13 protein-coding genes and 2 tRNA genes are annotated in these 14,569 nt (G+C 71.3%); 6 read left to right on the top strand and 9 right to left on the bottom strand.

From position 1 onward, the window contains the following. Positions 1 to 16 precede the first annotated feature (16 nt). The 3 genes from LRS14_RS18275 (at position 17) to LRS14_RS18265 (ending at position 2,436) form a co-directional block, all read left to right on the top strand. Positions 17 to 820 carry a DUF6683 family protein gene (locus LRS14_RS18275; RefSeq protein WP_257800559.1) on the top strand — a complete coding sequence of 268 codons (804 nt, stop codon included), beginning with the start codon at positions 17 to 19 and terminating at the stop codon, positions 818 to 820. A gap of 117 nt (positions 821 to 937) precedes the next feature. Continuing rightward, positions 938 to 1,993 carry a DNA/RNA non-specific endonuclease gene (locus tag LRS14_RS18270; RefSeq protein WP_257800558.1) on the top strand — a complete coding sequence of 352 codons (1,056 nt, stop codon included), beginning with the start codon at positions 938 to 940 and terminating at the stop codon, positions 1,991 to 1,993. Positions 1,994 to 2,037: 44 nt separating this feature from the next. Beyond that, complete coding sequence (locus tag LRS14_RS18265; protein WP_046114745.1) at positions 2,038 to 2,436, top strand: hypothetical protein; 399 nt, start codon at positions 2,038 to 2,040, stop codon at positions 2,434 to 2,436. Here LRS14_RS18265 and LRS14_RS18260 read toward each other — a convergent pair. Further along, positions 2,433 to 3,164 carry a GNAT family N-acetyltransferase gene (locus LRS14_RS18260; RefSeq protein ID WP_257800557.1) on the bottom strand — a complete coding sequence of 244 codons (732 nt, stop codon included), beginning with the start codon at positions 3,162 to 3,164 and terminating at the stop codon, positions 2,433 to 2,435. The two genes, LRS14_RS18265 and LRS14_RS18260, sit on opposite strands and share 4 nt — an antisense overlap. 134 nt (positions 3,165 to 3,298) lie before the next feature. Here LRS14_RS18260 and LRS14_RS18255 point away from each other — a divergent pair, with 134 nt between their 5' ends. After that, positions 3,299 to 6,247 carry a LysM domain-containing protein gene (locus tag LRS14_RS18255; RefSeq protein ID WP_257800556.1) on the top strand — a complete coding sequence of 983 codons (2,949 nt, stop codon included), beginning with the start codon at positions 3,299 to 3,301 and terminating at the stop codon, positions 6,245 to 6,247. 8 nt (positions 6,248 to 6,255) lie between these two features. Continuing rightward, on the top strand, positions 6,256 to 6,588 hold the full coding sequence (locus tag LRS14_RS18250; protein WP_257800555.1) for a hypothetical protein: 333 nt from the start codon (positions 6,256 to 6,258) through the stop codon (positions 6,586 to 6,588). Positions 6,589 to 6,697: 109 nt separating this feature from the next. Here the strand turns inward: LRS14_RS18250 and LRS14_RS18245 are convergent. The 8 genes from LRS14_RS18245 to uvrC form a co-directional block, all read right to left on the bottom strand. Further along, a tRNA-His gene (locus LRS14_RS18245) sits at positions 6,698 to 6,773 on the bottom strand. Positions 6,774 to 6,817: 44 nt separating this feature from the next. Continuing rightward, positions 6,818 to 8,749: a SurA N-terminal domain-containing protein gene (locus LRS14_RS18240; RefSeq protein WP_046114749.1), complete on the bottom strand. Its 1,932-nt coding sequence runs from the start codon at positions 8,747 to 8,749 to the stop codon at positions 6,818 to 6,820. A gap of 105 nt (positions 8,750 to 8,854) precedes the next feature. Continuing rightward, positions 8,855 to 8,930, bottom strand: a tRNA-Val gene (locus LRS14_RS18235). Positions 8,931 to 8,943: 13 nt separating this feature from the next. Then, entirely contained in the window at positions 8,944 to 9,213 is a 270-nt protein-coding gene (locus tag LRS14_RS18230; RefSeq protein WP_046114750.1) for an HU family DNA-binding protein, read from the bottom strand. Positions 9,214 to 9,445: 232 nt separating this feature from the next. After that, complete coding sequence (locus LRS14_RS18225; RefSeq protein ID WP_257802164.1) at positions 9,446 to 10,309, bottom strand: DMT family transporter; 864 nt, start codon at positions 10,307 to 10,309, stop codon at positions 9,446 to 9,448. A gap of 44 nt (positions 10,310 to 10,353) precedes the next feature. Continuing rightward, positions 10,354 to 10,920, bottom strand: coding sequence for a CDP-diacylglycerol--glycerol-3-phosphate 3-phosphatidyltransferase (pgsA, locus tag LRS14_RS18220; RefSeq protein ID WP_046114751.1), 567 nt, complete (start codon positions 10,918 to 10,920; stop codon positions 10,354 to 10,356). Positions 10,921 to 10,965: 45 nt separating this feature from the next. Next, positions 10,966 to 11,463: a hypothetical protein gene (locus tag LRS14_RS18215; RefSeq protein ID WP_257800554.1), complete on the bottom strand. Its 498-nt coding sequence runs from the start codon at positions 11,461 to 11,463 to the stop codon at positions 10,966 to 10,968. Then, entirely contained in the window at positions 11,450 to 13,468 is a 2,019-nt protein-coding gene (uvrC, locus tag LRS14_RS18210; RefSeq protein WP_257800553.1) for an excinuclease ABC subunit UvrC, read from the bottom strand. Before uvrC ends, LRS14_RS18215 begins: the two co-directional genes overlap by 14 nt. A gap of 35 nt (positions 13,469 to 13,503) precedes the next feature. Between uvrC and earP the strand changes: the two genes are divergently transcribed. Continuing rightward, positions 13,504 to 14,556: an elongation factor P maturation arginine rhamnosyltransferase EarP gene (gene earP / locus LRS14_RS18205; RefSeq protein ID WP_257800552.1), complete on the top strand. Its 1,053-nt coding sequence runs from the start codon at positions 13,504 to 13,506 to the stop codon at positions 14,554 to 14,556. Positions 14,557 to 14,569 lie beyond the last annotated feature (13 nt).

Below are 14,569 nucleotides of genomic sequence, written 5' to 3'. Positions count from 1 at the left end.
GAAGGAGTGCAACAACATGATTCGACACGGCATGCGATGCGTGGCCGCGGGCCTGCTGGCCGCGGGCCTGGCCGCCACCACCGTGGCGCAGGCGCAGGACGCCTTCATGTTCCAGTCCGGCGTGTTCTCCAACATGATGATGCAGCCCAACGTAGACCGCATGCTCAAGCGCAACATGGCGCTGGCCCGCGGCGACGGCCAGCTGCTGCAGCGGGCCACCCGGCGCGGCGGCGCGGCCAGCCTGGCGTCGGGCGAATTCGATACCGCCGGCATGGACCGCCCCGCCGCAGGCGGCGCGGCGAAGAAGCAGACCACCGTCTTCAAACCCGCAGGTGCCAGCCGCATGCCGGCGCTGCTGGCCGAGGCCTACCCCGAGGCCGCACGCGGCCAGGCCGAGCGCAGCTTCAAGCAGCTGCTGTCGGGCTACCAGCAGATCGAACGGCAGTTCAACATCCCGCGCAACGACGTGGCCGGCGCGGTGGCCGCGCTGCTGGCCGGCAGCTGGATGGCCTACCGCAATGCCGACTTCCCCGACGAGAACTTCACGCCGCTGGTGCGGCAGATGCGCGGCGTGATCGCCCGCAACCCGGACTTCGCCGCCGCCGATGCGCAGCAGAAGCAGGAGATGTACGAGCAGCTGGCCATCCTGGGCATGCTCACCGCCACCACGCAGATGGCGCTGAAGGAAAACCCCGGCACCCCCGATGCACAGCGCATCCAGGCCAACCTGCGCGAGGCCGGCAAGGGCTACCTGGAGCAGTTCCTCAAGACCGATGCGGACCGGGTGCAGCTGACCTCGCAGGGGTTGGAGCTGCGGTGATCGAGGCCCGGCGGCCCTGCCGCTAGGGTCCACCCCAGCTGGTGGCCGCCCCGACTCGCGGGCGCGGCGGGCGGGCGGCACAGTGGCCTGATCGCAGCCCTTCCGCGAAGCCGCACCATGCATGCATCGACCTCCCTCCACGGCGCCTCGGGCGCACAGGCCTCGGCCCGCGCGGCACTGGCTTCGGCCGACACGCCGGCGCGGCATGACGCACCCACCGGCCGCGAGATCGTCGCGGCCCACACCCGCGGCCTGCACACCGACCTCGACGCGGTGAACCGCACGCTGCGGGACCAGGCCCAGGCCCGGCCCGCCGAGGCTGGCCGGCTGGTGCGCGATGCGCTGGCGGCGGTGAGTGCCGACGACCGGCCCGAGCTGGCCCGCCGGCTCGGCGTGGCCGAGGCGGCACCGTCGTCCGGTGGCTGGTGGTCGACGGCGTCGGGCTGGGTGCATGGCGCGCTGGATGTCGCCGGCTTCGTGCCCGGCCTGGGCGCGGTGCCCGACCTGCTCAACGCCGGCATCTATGCGGCCGAAGGCGACATGGCCAATGCCGCGATGTCCGCCGTGGCCGCAGTGCCGGCCTTCGGCGATGCGGCCAAGGGCGCGAGCCTGGCGGTGCGGGGCGGCAGCGCGCTGGCCGAGCAGGCCGCGCGGCACGGCGACGAGGCGGCCGCCGCGGCCCGCCAGGCCGATGACGCGGCCACGCTGGCCCGCCGCACGGACGACGTGCCGCGCCCGGGCGCCAACCCGCCGCACCTCAACATCACCCACAACGGCTACACCTACCGCACCGATGCGCAGGGGCGGGTGAGCCATGTGAGCGGCCAGCTCACGCTGAACAAGGGTCAGTCGCGCAACACGCGGGCGCAACTGGAGGCCGGCGGTGCCGACCGGCTGCCCACCGACCAGGGCGGCCACTTCATCGCCCGCCAGTTCGACGGCCCGCGCGAGGCCATCAACCACTTCGCCCAGAACGGCAACTTCAACATGGGCGTGTACCGCAGCCTGGAGAAGGAGTGGGACCGGCTGCTGCAGCAGGGCCATGAGGTGAAGGTGACCATCGTGCCGCGCTACAGCGGCGATTCGCTGCGGCCCGACAGCCTGGTTGTGCGCTACGCTGTCGACGGCAACCCCGTCACGCGGGTGTTCAACAACGTGCCGGGCGGGCGCTGAGCACGCTGCCGCGGCGCCCTTCCGCATCACCGCAGAGCCCTCCGATGACCCCCCAGATCGAATCCTGCTACCAGCGCATCGCCGACGTGCTGGTGCCCGCGCTGCCCGAGGCCTTCGACCGCGCCTGGATCTATGCCGAGCTGATGGACGACACCAGCACGGCCACCGCCTACGTCAGCAGCGGCCCCGGCCATGCGGCCCTGATCGACGACCTGATGCTCGACGCCGACCTGGCCGATGCGATGGCCGCGCTGCGCGACGCCTGGGCCGCCAGCGGCCAGCCGCCGTTCTCGGTGGCGGTGTTCCAGCTCGATGGCAGCGGCCGCTTCGACCTCGACGTGAAGCAGCAGGACGTCAGCGACGCCGGCCAGACGCTGCAGCGCCGCAGCGCCTGGGAGAAGACCGTCTTCGGCCAGCAGCCGATCGAGACGATCAGCAGCTAACGCAGCGCCTGCCGCAGGCGCAGGCGCCGCGGCGTGTCGCGCACGGCAGGCCAGGCCTGCGCCGGCATCACGAACCAGCGGGCCGGCGCACCGTCGCACGGGCGCTCGCCGTCATCCACGAAGCCGAGTGTTCGCAGCACATGCTGCACCGGCCGGTGCGCCGGATGGCAGGCCGCCCACAGCCGCGGCAACCGCAGTTCTTCGAAGGCCCGGGCCAGCAGCAGCTCGCCGCCCTGGTGCACCAGGCCGCTGCCCCAGTAGGCGGGCAGCAGCCGGCAGCCGATCTCGATGCGATCGGGATCGTCGGCCATGCGCATCAGGTTGAACCAGCCGGCAAAGCGCGGCCGCGGCTGCGACAGCTGCTGCAGGGCGTGGTCGCTGAGCGATGCCCTCACCTGCGGATCGGCCAGTTCCGCAGCCGAGAGCGCCGGCGCCCAGTGCTCGGCGCACCAGATGCCCAGGCCCTCGTGGCGGCGGTAGTAGGCCTGCATGCGCTCGATGAACAGGCCCGCCACGCGGGGGTCGTCCAGCGGCATGTCGTCGACCAGCAGCGCACGCACGCGCGGGTCGCGGTGCATGGCCACGAGCGCCGCGCGGTCGGCGGGCTGGAACTCGCGAAGGCGCAGGCCCCACGGCGCGGGATGGGCGCCGTGGCCGGGTGCCGCGGCCGGCGGGGCCGGCATGTCCGGGGTGGGAGATGCGCCAGGGCGCTCGGCAAGGGCCTGCATGACCACCAGCTTAGGTTCTGCGCCCGTGCGCCGCGCGCTGGGTGCGGCCCCAGCTAGGGCGCGCCCGAGCTGTGCCGGGCGATGGTGGCCGCCTACGGTGCCAGGCTGGATCAGCTCCTCACCGGGAACCGCCCATGCTGCTGCAAGATGGTGTCCGCCGCGCGCCTGCCCCCGTCGCACCGCCGCCTCCACCGCCCCCTCCGCCTCCGCCGCCCGAGCGCCATGTGCAGCACACGGTGGCCCGTGGCGAGACGCTGGGCGAGATCGCCGCGCGCTACCGCATCGGCCAGGAACCGCTGCGCCAGGCCAACCCGGAGCTGGCCGACCCCGACCGCCTGCGCGTGGGCCAGCAGCTGCAGGTGCCCATCGGCGAGGGCCACGGCACCGAGCCGGTGGCGGTGCAGGTTCAGCCGGGCGAAACCCTGTCGCAACTGGCGGCGCAGTACCGCCAGCCGCTGCAGCAGGTGGCCGCGGCCAACCGCCATCAGCTGCCCGACCCCGACGTGATCCGCGTGGGCCAGCAGATCTGGATCCCCGGCGGCCATGCGTTGACGCCGGCACCTGCGCCGGACGCGGCGGTCGGCGTGCAGCCCGCCGGGCCTTCACCGCTGGAGCGTGCGGCGACCACCACCGATGCCGCGGCCCGCCGGCAGGCGCAGGCGCAGGGCGCCTACGACGACATGTCCGCCAGCACCCAGGGCCGCGGTGCCGCCCTGCCCTGGCTGGCCGACAACCTCGCTGCCAGCCGCCGGCAGCTGGACACCGCGGTGCGCGCCGAGCTGGCGCTGCGCGAAGCCGCGGCGGCGCCCCTGCCACCGCCGCTGGCCGCCGCACCGCAGGCCGATCCCGCCCAGGCCATCCTGCAGCGCGGCAGCGCCGCGGACGGCACGCGCACCGCGCTGCAGGCATCGCTGGAGCGGGTGGACATTCAGCGCCGGGTGGACGGCGTGCTGCAGGTGGCGCAGGGCCGCGGCAGCACCACCGAGTCGCTGCAGTCGCTGGATGCAGGCTGGCGCGCCGCATCGCCGGCGGTGCAGCAGGCGCTGCTGGCCGACCCGGCCGCGCGGGCGCTGATCGAGTCTGCGGCGAGCGAAGCGCTGCAGCCGCTGCGCGAGCCGCCAGCCGATGCCGCCGGACCGCAGGCCGGCGGCCTGCAGGCGATGACGCGGTTGGACGGACTGACCGCGCCGTTGTCGCCCGAGGTGGCCGCGCGGGTGGTGGCCGCTGCGGTGCCCGGCATCGACCAGGCGGTTCAGCAGGGCTGGCAGGCTGGCGGCCCGCCGTTCGGCCCTGGCGGCGTCGAACACCTGGTGACGCTGCTGGGCCGCGTGGCCGGCACGCCAGCCGGCGACGCCGCGATCCAGCGCGTGGCCGAACTCGGCGTGTGGAACGAAGGTGGCGTGATCCAGGCGGTGGCGCAGGGCGCCAACCCCGCCTATGCCGTGGCGCTGGCGCGGCAGCCGGGCATCGACGGCGAACGGGTGATGGCCGGCGTGCAGACCGGCATCTCGCTGTTCCACCAGAAGGTGGCCGACGACACCGACGCCTATGCCAAGCAGATGGACGAGCTGGCCTGGCTGGTGCAGAGCCACGGCGGCAGCATGACGCCGCAGCAGCTGGAACAGGCCATCGCCGACTACACCCAGGCCCGTGGTGCCGACTGGCAGGCGCAGACCGCCGCGATGAAGCAGCAGCTGGCCGACAACGGCCGCGACCTGCTGGCGCAGCTGCAGGCACTGCCGGCCGACGATCCGGTGGCCGCCGAGGTGCTGAACGACCCCAAGGCACAGCTTGCGATCGGCACCGCGCTGGGAGCGCATCCGGAACTGGCGCAGGGCCCGGCCGGCCAGCAGCTGCTGGGCTGGTTCACCAGTTCGCAATTCGCCTCGAATGCGAAGCTCACCGACCAGGCGCGCAAGCTGGTCAGCGAGGTGGCCACCGCGCATGTGCAATCCACGGTGCTGGCGCGCATCGGGGACTTCGACGCCAGCGACCCGGCCAGCGTCGCCCGCGCCCGCGCCGCGATCGATAGCCTGCGCAGCCCGGCCTTGTCGCGGGCCTGGGGTGTCTCGGACAGCGCGCTCGACAAGGCCTTGAAGGCGCTGGACGACGCGGTGCCGGTGGCCGGCGAAAGTGTTGAGGAAGGCGCGGCGCGGCTGCGCGGGCTGGACCAGGCGCTGGGCAAGATCAGCGGCTTCGACAAGAGCACGATCGCCGGCCAGCTGCTGCGCGGCGCCGGCCTGGGCCTGGCCGGCGTAGGCCTGCTCGCCTCGCTGGAGCGGGCCGGGCTGGACCCTTCGCTGCGCAACCAGACCAAGGTGCTGGTGGATGCCGCCGGCCTGGGCCAGAAGGGGGCCGAGCTGCTGGTCGGCCTGGGCAAGGCCGACGCCGAATCGCTGGTCGGCCGACTGGGAAGCACCGCGGCCAGCCGCTTCCTCAGCGTGCTGACGGCGGCGGTGGACGTGTGGAGCGCGGCCGATGCCTTCGGCCAGGGCGACATCCCGTCCGGCGTGCTGTACGGCGTGGGCGCCGGGGGCGGGCTGATGGCGGCGTTCGGCGCCGGCAGCATCGCCGGGCCGATCGGCATCGGGCTGGTGGTGGTGTCGGTGGTGGGCCTGGCGATCTGGAACGACCGCAAGCAGGCCAACCGGCACGAGCCCGGCAGCGACGGCGGCACCTCGCTGCGCTTCCTGCAGCATGCGGGCTTCAGCGAGCCGGCGGCCCGCGCGCTGGTGGACCAGAGCGGCGACGGGCACAGCGTGGTGCCGCTGCTGGCCCGCCATGCCGGCCTGCACGGCCTGGACCTGCAGGATCCGGCGCAGCACCAACGATTCGTTGACTGGATCAACCAGATGCCGCCGGAGCGCCTGGCCGCGCTGCGCGACAACCTGCACCGTACGATCGACGAATTCGAGGGCGATGCCGATCGGCTGCCCGCCACCACGCCGGAGGATGCATGGATCGTCAGGGACACCGAGCAACGCCCCTGGTTCGCCGTCTCGGGCGCGGCGCGGCCGGAATCGGCAGCGCAGGTCGATGCGGTGCTGCGGGTGCTGGAACTGCCGCTGCCGCCGGCCGGATGAGCTGAGGCATGAGCCGGCTGCAGTGCCCCCATTGCGGCCTGCGGGCTTTGTCGGCCTGGCGCAAGCTGGCGCTGGGCCCGGCCGGACGCGCGCGTTGCCGATCGTGCGGATTGCGGGTGGGCGTGGCGCCGGTGCAAGCGCTGCTGGCGATGCTGCCCAGCGTCCTGGTGGTGCTGGCCGTGCTGACCGGCATCGTGCGACAACCCGGCCTGGCGGTCGGCGCAGCGCTGTTGGGCATCGCCTGCACCGCCCTTGCGCACCAGCGGATCCCCCTCGTGCGCCGCCAACTCACCGACCGCGCGGCGGTGCAGCGGGCGCGGGAACTGCACGTCGAGCGGTGAAGCGGGCTGACCGTGGGCCGGCTCGTGGCCTCCAACCGCGCGCAGCCTGAAACGAAAAATGCCTGGCTTCCGGAGAAGTCAGGCATTCAGAGCGCGAGCGCTTGTGAGGTGGGGTGGCTGATGGGACTCGAACCCACGACGACCAGAATCACAATCTGGGACTCTACCAACTGAGCTACAGCCACCGCAGAGCCGATGAGTATAGCCCACTCGCGCGGGCCTTCAACCGTTATTTGCCGGCTGCGGAGGCGGCGTCCGCCGCCGGGGCCACGCCGGCGCCCTTGAACTCGACCTTGAAGCGGTTGCGCAAGGCCTTCTGGTAGGCATCGGCCTCGGCCGCGCCCCAGGCCTGCGCATAGCGCGGCACCAGCTGCGCCACTTCCGGCGACTTGTCGTCCGGCGCGCGCACTTCGGTGATGCGCGCCACCACATAACCTTCGCCCGGCACCGCCACGCCGACGGCGGCGGGCAGCTTGCCGGCATCGGCACGCAGCACCGCGTCCAGCACCTCGCGCGGCAGGCCTTGCGGCTGCGCACGGGACACCTCCACCGCGGCCGGCAGCCCGGCGCCATCGGCGGCCTTCTGCACTTCGGCCAGGCGGGCTTCGCCGTCCTTGCGGGCCAGCGCCATCGCCTGCTCTTCCACCACCCGGTCACGCACCTGTGACTTCACTTCGGCCAGCGGCAGCACGCGCGCCGGGGTGTACTCCACCACGCGGGCCGAGGCGAGCTGGTTGGGGCCCACCTCCACCGCATCGGTGTTGCGCTTGCCCTGCGTGGCATCGGTGGAGAACACGGCCTCCAGCAGCTTGAGCGAAGCCAGCGCGCCGGTGGCGCCGGGCGCGGGCGTGCGCTGCACGGTCGCGGTCTGCTTGCTCAGCTTCAGGCGGTCGACCACCGGCTGCAATGTGTCGGCCTGCTCGTAGACGGTGTTGCTGAACTGCTCGGCCGCTTCGGCATAACGGCGCTGCGCCAGCTGCTTGCGCACCTCCGTCTCGATCTCGGCACGCACCGCGTCGAAGGGCTTCTTCTCGCCGCCGCGCACCGCATCCAGGCGGATGATGTGGAAGCCGAAGTCGCTTTCCACCACGTTGCTGATCTCGCCCTGCTTCATCGCGAAGGCGGCGTCCTCGAACGGCTTGACCATGGCGCCGCGGCCGAAGAAGTCCAGGTCGCCACCGCGCTCGGCCGAGCCCGGGTCGTCGGAGTTCTTCTTCGCCACCTCGGCGAAGGTGGCCGGGGCCTTGCGCAGCTCGGCCAGCAGGGCTTCGGCCTTGGCCTTGGCCTTCTGGCGGTCGGCAGCCGGAGCGTCCTTGTCGGCGGCCACCAGGATGTGGCTGGCCCGGCGCTCCTCGGCCGCGGTATAGCGGGCCGCGTTCTCGTCGTAGTACTTGCGCAGCTCGTCGTCCGGCACGGCCACGTCCTTGGCCAGGCTGTCCAGCGTCAGCACCACATACTCGATGCGGGCCTGCTCCGGCGCGCGGAAGAGGTCGCTGTGCGACTGGTAGTAGGCCTCCAGTTCAGCATCGGTGGGTTGCACCTTGGCCATGTAGCCGGCGCTGGCGAAGCGCTGCAGCTGCACCTGGCGGCGCTGCAGCAGCGTGTCCAGCGACTGCCGCGCCACGCTGGCCGGTGCGAAGGCGCTGCTCTCCACGCCGGCCATCACCTGCTTGAGCGCCGCATCCTGGCGCACGCTGGCTTCGAACGAAGCCGGCGTCAGGCCCTGCGCGGCCAGCAAGGCCTTGTAGGCGTCGACGTCGAAGCTGCCATCGGCGCGGCGCAGCGCCGCCAGCTGCGGCACGGCCAGCAGCTCGCGTTGCAGCCGCTCGTCGGTCACGGCCAGGTGCTGCTTGTTGACGGCGGCGAACATCACGCGCTCGCGCACGATCTGCTCCAGCGTCTCATGCTTGGCCTGCGGCGTGTCGAACAGCTTGGGGTCGATGTTGGGCATCTGCTGGCGGATGCGCTCGGCCTGCCGCTGATGCGCTGCGTCCCACTCGGCCTGGGTGATGGCCTGGCCATCCACCTTGGCCACGGTGGCGTTGCCGCCTTCCATGAACTGCTCGTAGCCCTGACAGCTGGCGACCACGAAGGCCGGGAAGATCAGGACCACCAGGATGCCCTGCAGCAGGCGGGTGTTGTTGCGGACGAACTCGAACATGCGGGAACGGCTTTCGGTGCAAAGAAGTCAGGGCCTAGATGGCACAAAGGCGAACCTGGGTCCGCCTTTGCTTGGAGCTGGCAGCCCGGAGGCTGCGATTGTCGCTGGTGGGTGCTGACGGGTTCGAACCGCCGACCTACGCCTTGTAAGGGCGCCGCTCTACCGGCTGAGCTAAGCACCCGGTAACTGGTGGATCAGAGTGCGTCCTTCAAGCCCTTGCCGGGACGGAACTTAGGGACCTTCGCAGCCTTGATCTTAATCGTGTCGCCGGTGCGCGGATTGCGGCCGCTGCGCGCCGCGCGCTTGGTGACCGAGAAGGTACCGAAGCCGACGAGCGAGACGCTGCCGCCCTTCTTGAGCGTGGTCTTGACACCGCCGATCACGGCCTCGAGCGCCCTGCCCGCAGCAGCCTTCGAGATGTCGGCCTGCTTGGCGATGTGCTCGATCAGTTCACTCTTGTTCACGAAGGGGTCCCTCTTGGCTGTCGTACGAATGGTGGAGGCGGCTTGCGTGCGCCTCTGGCCTGCGAAGCTCGAGAGTGATCGGTGCGAACCGGGTCGAGCCAGGAGCGAACGATTACAGCCGTGCCTCCCCTGCAGTGTCAAGCGCGAGCGGCGGATTCTAAGCAGGGGAAACGGCACCCCCGAACAGGGGTGCGACAGGCCTTGCACAGCCTGTTTTCGATGCTGCGGAATGCTACCGGTCGTGTGGCGCCGGCGCCGCTCGGACCACCAGGGCGACACCCGCCGCGGTCATCGCCAGGCCGGCCAGCACCAGGGGGCCGAGGCCTTCGTCGAACAGCAGCCAGCCCATCACCGCGGTGCAGGGCGGCACCAGGTAGAGCAGGCTGGTGACGCGGGTGGCCGCGCCCTGCTGGATGAGCAGGTACAGCAGCGAGCTGCCGCCCAGCGTGAGCACCAGCACCGACCACGCCAGCGCGCCGATCAGCTCCGGATGCCATTGCAGCGGCGCCACGTCCACCGCCCACGACAGCGGCAGCGTGACCGCGAAGGCTGCGGCCAGCTGCACGAAATTGGCGGTGCGCACATCGCACGGCTGAACATGGCGCTTCTGGTACAGCGTGCCCACGGTGATGCCCAGCAGCGCGGCGACGGCCAGGCCCAGGTTGAAGGCGCCCAGCTCGCCCTCGCCCAGCTTGCGCCACACCACCAGCAGCAGGCCGGCCAGGCCGAGCAGCAGCCCGGCCCATTGGCGCGGCGCGACGCGCTGCTCCTGCCCGCTGGCCGACACCCACAGCGCGGTGAGCACCGGCTGCAGCCCGGCGATGAGCGCCACCGTGCCGGCCGAAGCACCGGCACGTACCGAGGACCAGACGCCGCCGAGGTACACCGCATGCATCAGCACGCCGGTGATGCCCAGGTGCAGCCACTGCGTTCGCCCCTGCGGCCAGCTTGGCCGGCTGAGCGCGATCCACAGCCCGAAGGCCAGCACCGACAGGCCGTAGCGCCAGGCCAGCAGCGTGAGTGCCGGCGAATGCGGCATGCCGTAGCGAGCGACGATGAAGCCGGTGCTCCAGATGAGCACGAAGACCGGCGGCATCGCGGCCACCAGCGCCTGACTGCGGCGCTGCCCGGCGGTGGCGTTCACCGCACGTTGGCGCGGATGTCGGGGAGCGCTTTCTGCAGGTAATACACCATGGACCAGATGGTGAGCACGGCGGCGGCCCAGATCAGGCCGGCGCCCCAGATGCGGGTGTCGATGACGCCGAACAACGAGCCGTCGTACAGCAGGAAGGGGATGGCCACCATCTGCACCGTGGTCTTGAGCTTGCCCAGCATGTGGACCGCCACGCTGCGGCGCGCGCCGATCTCGGCCATCCACTCACGCAGCGCGGAGATGGCGATCTCGCGGCCGATGATGATGAGCGCGACCATCGCATCGGCCCGATGCAGCCACACCAGGATGATGAGCGCGGCGCACACCAGGAACTTGTCGGCCACCGGATCGAGGAAGGCGCCGAACTTCGAGGTCATGTTGAGCCGGCGCGCCAGGTAGCCATCGGCCCAGTCGGTCAGCGCCACCACGATGAACAGCACGGTCGCAATCAGGTTGCGCATGCCGCTGTCCACGGGCAGGTAGAAGATGCCGACGATCAGCGGAATCGCGACGATGCGCGCCCAGGTCAGCAGTGTCGGCAGGTTGAAGAACATGGTCGATGCTACCTTGCGGACCCGGCAGGCTGCCTGAAGCGGGGCTCATTCATCCAGAAGGCGCGGTTTGAAGCGGCGGGCGTCGTTGAACAGGAACACCTCGCTGTAGACCCAGGGCTTGGGCAGGTGGCGCACGTCGCCGAAGGGCGCCGCACGCCGGACCGCCGCGATGGCGATGTCGACCGTGTCCACCGCCTGGCCCGGCCGGCGGGCCACCTTGATCTGGCGCACGCTCCCGTCGCCGTTGAGCTCGATCTCCAGCACCGGGATGGCCAGCAGCGGCTGCTGCACCTCGCCCATGTAGGTGATGTCGGGGTTGGCCTCGACCAGGCGCTGCGCGGCCTGCAGCTTGTACTCGGCCCAGTCGCGGCTTTGCTGGCGGGCAATGGCCGGCGTGCTGCTCAGCTCCGGCGCGCGGGTGGGCGAGGTGACGATGGCGCCCGGGCTGCCCGGGGGCGTGATGCTGCCGCAGCCGGCCAGCAGCGCAGCCGCCAGGCCCAGGCCGCCCAGGCCGCGCCAGCGCAGCCGTTCAATGCAATGCACGGTAGATCTCCTCCGCAAGTTGTCTGGATATGCCTTCGACGCCGCACAGCTCGTCGACGCTGGCATTGGCCACGCCGCGTGCGCCGCCGAAGCGCTGCAGCAGGCGGGCCCGCTTCTTCGGGCCGACGCCCGGAATCTCCTCGAGCTTGCTGCCGCCGGTGCGCACGCTGGCGCGCCGCGCCCGCATGCCGGTGATGGCGAAGCGGTGCGCCTCGTCGCGGATCTGCGCCACCAGCATCAGCGCGGCCGAATCGTGGCCCAGGTACACCTTGGGCCGGCCGTCGGCGAACACCAGCTCTTCGAGCCCCACCTTGCGGCCCTCGCCCTTCTCCACGCCGACGATGAGCGACAGGTCCAGGCCCAGCGCGGTGAACACCTCGCGCGCCATCGACACCTGGCCCTTGCCGCCATCCACCAGCACCAGGTCGGGCATGCGCAGCTTGCCGCCGCCCTCCCCCGGCGCCACGCCCTCCTGGGCCTGCGCGGCCAGGGCCTCGGCGATCTTGCCGTAGCGCCGCGTGAGCACCTGCCGCATCGCCGCATAGTCGTCGCCGCCGGTGATGCCGGCGATGTTGTAGCGCCGGTACTGCGCGTTCTGCATCTGGTGGTTCTCGAACACCACGCAGCTGGCCTGCGTCGATTCACCGGCGGTGTGGCTGATGTCGAAGCACTCGATGCGCAGCTGGTCCAGCGATTCCACGTCCAGCTGCAGCGCCTCGGCGAGCGCACGGGTGCGCTCGCGCTGCGAGCCCTCTTCCGCCAGCAGCCGCGCCAGCGCGATCTGCGCGCCCTTGTCGGCCATCTCCAGCCAGATGCGGCGCTGCTCGCGCGGCTGGTGCTGGGCACTCACGCGGGTGCCGCTCTGTGCGCTCAGCATCTCGATCAGCGCCTTGTCCACCGCATGGCTGAGCACCAGCAGGAAGGGCACCGCATTGCCCAGGTAGTGCTGGGCGATGAAGGCCTCCAGCACCTGAACCTCCACCGGCTGCGTGGGTGCGTCGTCCTCGGCTTCGGCCAGGGCGGCGGCGTCTTCCACATGGGCGGGAAAGTAGGCGCGGTCTCCCAGGTGACGGCCCCCGCGCACCATGGCCAGGTTGACGCAGGCACGGCCGCCCTGCACCCGCACGGCGAGGATGTCGACGTCCTTGTCGGAGGTGGTGAGGCTGCTGGTCTCCACCGACTGCTGGTGCAGTACCCGCGACAGCGCGCTGATCTGGTTGCGCAGGTCGGCGGCCTTCTCGAATTCCAGCGACTCGGCATGGGCCATCATGCGGCCCTGCAGGTCGTCCAGCACCTCTTGCGTCTCGCCCAGCAGGAAGCGCTCGGCATGGCTCACGTCGCGGGCGTAGTCCTCGGCCTGGATGAAGCCGACGCAGGGCGCGGTGCAGCGGTGGATCTGGTACAGCAGGCAGGGCCGGCTGCGGTTGGCGAACACGGTGTCCTCGCAGGTGCGCAGGCGGAACACCTTCTGGATCAGCTGGATCGATTCCTTCACCGCCCACGCGCCCGGGTAGGGCCCGAAGTAGCGGTGCTTGCGGTCCACCGCGCCGCGGTAATAGGCCACCCGCGGGAAGCGCGTGGACAGCGAATCGCCTTCGTTGCCCGACGTGCGGGCACCGGTGATCTTCAGGTAGGGGTAGCTCTTGTCGTCCCGGAACAGGATGTTGAACTTGGGGTTCAACGTCTTGATCAGGTTGTTCTCGAGCAGCAGCGCCTCGGCCTCGGTGCGCACCACCGTGGTTTCCATGCGCGCGATGCGGCCCACCATGTGGCCGATGCGGCTGCCGCCGTGGTCCTTCTGGAAGTAGCTCGCCACGCGCTTCTTCAGGCTGCGGGCCTTGCCCACGTAGAGCACGGTGCCGTTGCTGTCGAAGTAGCGGTAGACGCCCGGCAGCGGCGGCAGGGCAGCCACCTCGGCCAGCAACCGGTCGCGCACCGCGGCGGCCTGTGCGGCGGTGTCGGAGGGCACTGCGGTGTCGGCGGGAACGGGGGACGGCTCGATCATCGGAGGGCGGATTGTGCCGCTTCGATAATCCCCGCATGCACCTGCAGCGCTGGGACCTCTTCTGCCGTGTGATCGACAACTACGGCGACGTGGGCGTGAGCTGGCGGCTGGCCGCCGACCTGGCCTCGCGCGGCCATGCGGTGCGGCTGTTCATCGACGATGCGCAGCCGCTGCAATGGATGGCGCCGGGCGGCGCGCCAGGTGTGCAGGTGCTGGCCTTCGACGCAGCTGCCGATGCGGCCGACGTGGTGGTGGAGACTTTCGGCTGCGACCCGCCGCCGGCCTATGTGCAGCGCATGGCAGAACGGTCCGTGCCGCCGGTGTGGATCAACCTGGAGTACCTCAGCGCCGAGGCCTATGTGGAGCGCAGCCACGGCCTGCCCTCGCCGCAGCGCAATGGCCTGACGAAGTGGTTCTTCTATCCCGGCTTCACGCCACGCACCGGCGGGCTGCTGTGCGAGCCGGGGCTGGCCGCCGCGCAGGCCGCATTCGACCGCGACGCCTGGCTGGGCACGCTGGGCATCGAGCGGCGGGCCGGCGAGCGGGTGGTCAGCCTCTTCGCCTATCCGCAGGCGCCTTTCGCGGGACTGCTGCAGCGGCTGGACACCGAGCCGACGCTGGTGCTGCTGTGTGCGGGCGCATCGCAGGCAGCGGCCCTGGCCCAGGCGCCTCGGGCGGCGCGGACCCTGCGCATGCAGGCGCTGCCCTGGCTGTCGCAGCCCGACTTCGACCGCCTGCTGTGGAGCGCGGACCTCAACTTCATGCGCGGCGAGGATTCCATCGTGCGGGCGATGTGGGCCGGCGTGCCCTTCGTCTGGCACATCTATCCACAGCATGACGAAGCGCATGTGACCAAGCTGGACGCGCTGCTGGACCGCATGACCGCCGCCACCGGCGACGACGCGACCGGCCGGCAGTTGCGCGCGCTGTGGCAGGCCTGGAGCGGCCTGGCGACCTGGCCCGACGAATGGCCCGCGTCCCGACCCTGGCGCGCCTACTGCCAGGCCTGGCGTCAGCAGTTGCAGGCACGGCGGGACCTGGTGAGCCAGCTGGTCTCCTTTTGCGATGAAAAGGCCGCCGCAGGCTAGAATAGCGGGCTCT

The sequence above is a fragment of the Aquincola sp. J276 genome, assembly GCF_024700035.1.
Taxonomy (GTDB): Bacteria; Pseudomonadota; Gammaproteobacteria; order Burkholderiales; family Burkholderiaceae_C; genus Aquincola; species Aquincola tertiaricarbonis.
The sequence above is the reverse complement of the archived record's forward strand: the minus strand, read 5'-3'. Positions and strand labels throughout refer to the sequence as shown.

Coding starts and splice junctions, on each gene's coding strand:
- earP (WP_257800552.1), top strand. CDS start 13,504: ATGCACCTGCAGCGCTGGGACCTCTTCTGCCGTGTGATCGACAACTAC.
- LRS14_RS18225 (WP_257802164.1), bottom strand. CDS start 10,309: ATGCCGCCGGTCTTCGTGCTCATCTGGAGCACCGGCTTCATCGTCGCT.
- LRS14_RS18255 (WP_257800556.1), top strand. CDS start 3,299: ATGCTGCTGCAAGATGGTGTCCGCCGCGCGCCTGCCCCCGTCGCACCG.
- LRS14_RS18250 (WP_257800555.1), top strand. CDS start 6,256: ATGAGCCGGCTGCAGTGCCCCCATTGCGGCCTGCGGGCTTTGTCGGCC.
- LRS14_RS18240 (WP_046114749.1), bottom strand. CDS start 8,749: ATGTTCGAGTTCGTCCGCAACAACACCCGCCTGCTGCAGGGCATCCTG.
- LRS14_RS18260 (WP_257800557.1), bottom strand. CDS start 3,164: ATGCAGGCCCTTGCCGAGCGCCCTGGCGCATCTCCCACCCCGGACATG.
- LRS14_RS18265 (WP_046114745.1), top strand. CDS start 2,038: ATGACCCCCCAGATCGAATCCTGCTACCAGCGCATCGCCGACGTGCTG.
- pgsA (WP_046114751.1), bottom strand. CDS start 10,920: ATGTTCTTCAACCTGCCGACACTGCTGACCTGGGCGCGCATCGTCGCG.
- LRS14_RS18270 (WP_257800558.1), top strand. CDS start 938: ATGCATGCATCGACCTCCCTCCACGGCGCCTCGGGCGCACAGGCCTCG.
- LRS14_RS18275 (WP_257800559.1), top strand. CDS start 17: ATGATTCGACACGGCATGCGATGCGTGGCCGCGGGCCTGCTGGCCGCG.
- uvrC (WP_257800553.1), bottom strand. CDS start 13,468: ATGATCGAGCCGTCCCCCGTTCCCGCCGACACCGCAGTGCCCTCCGAC.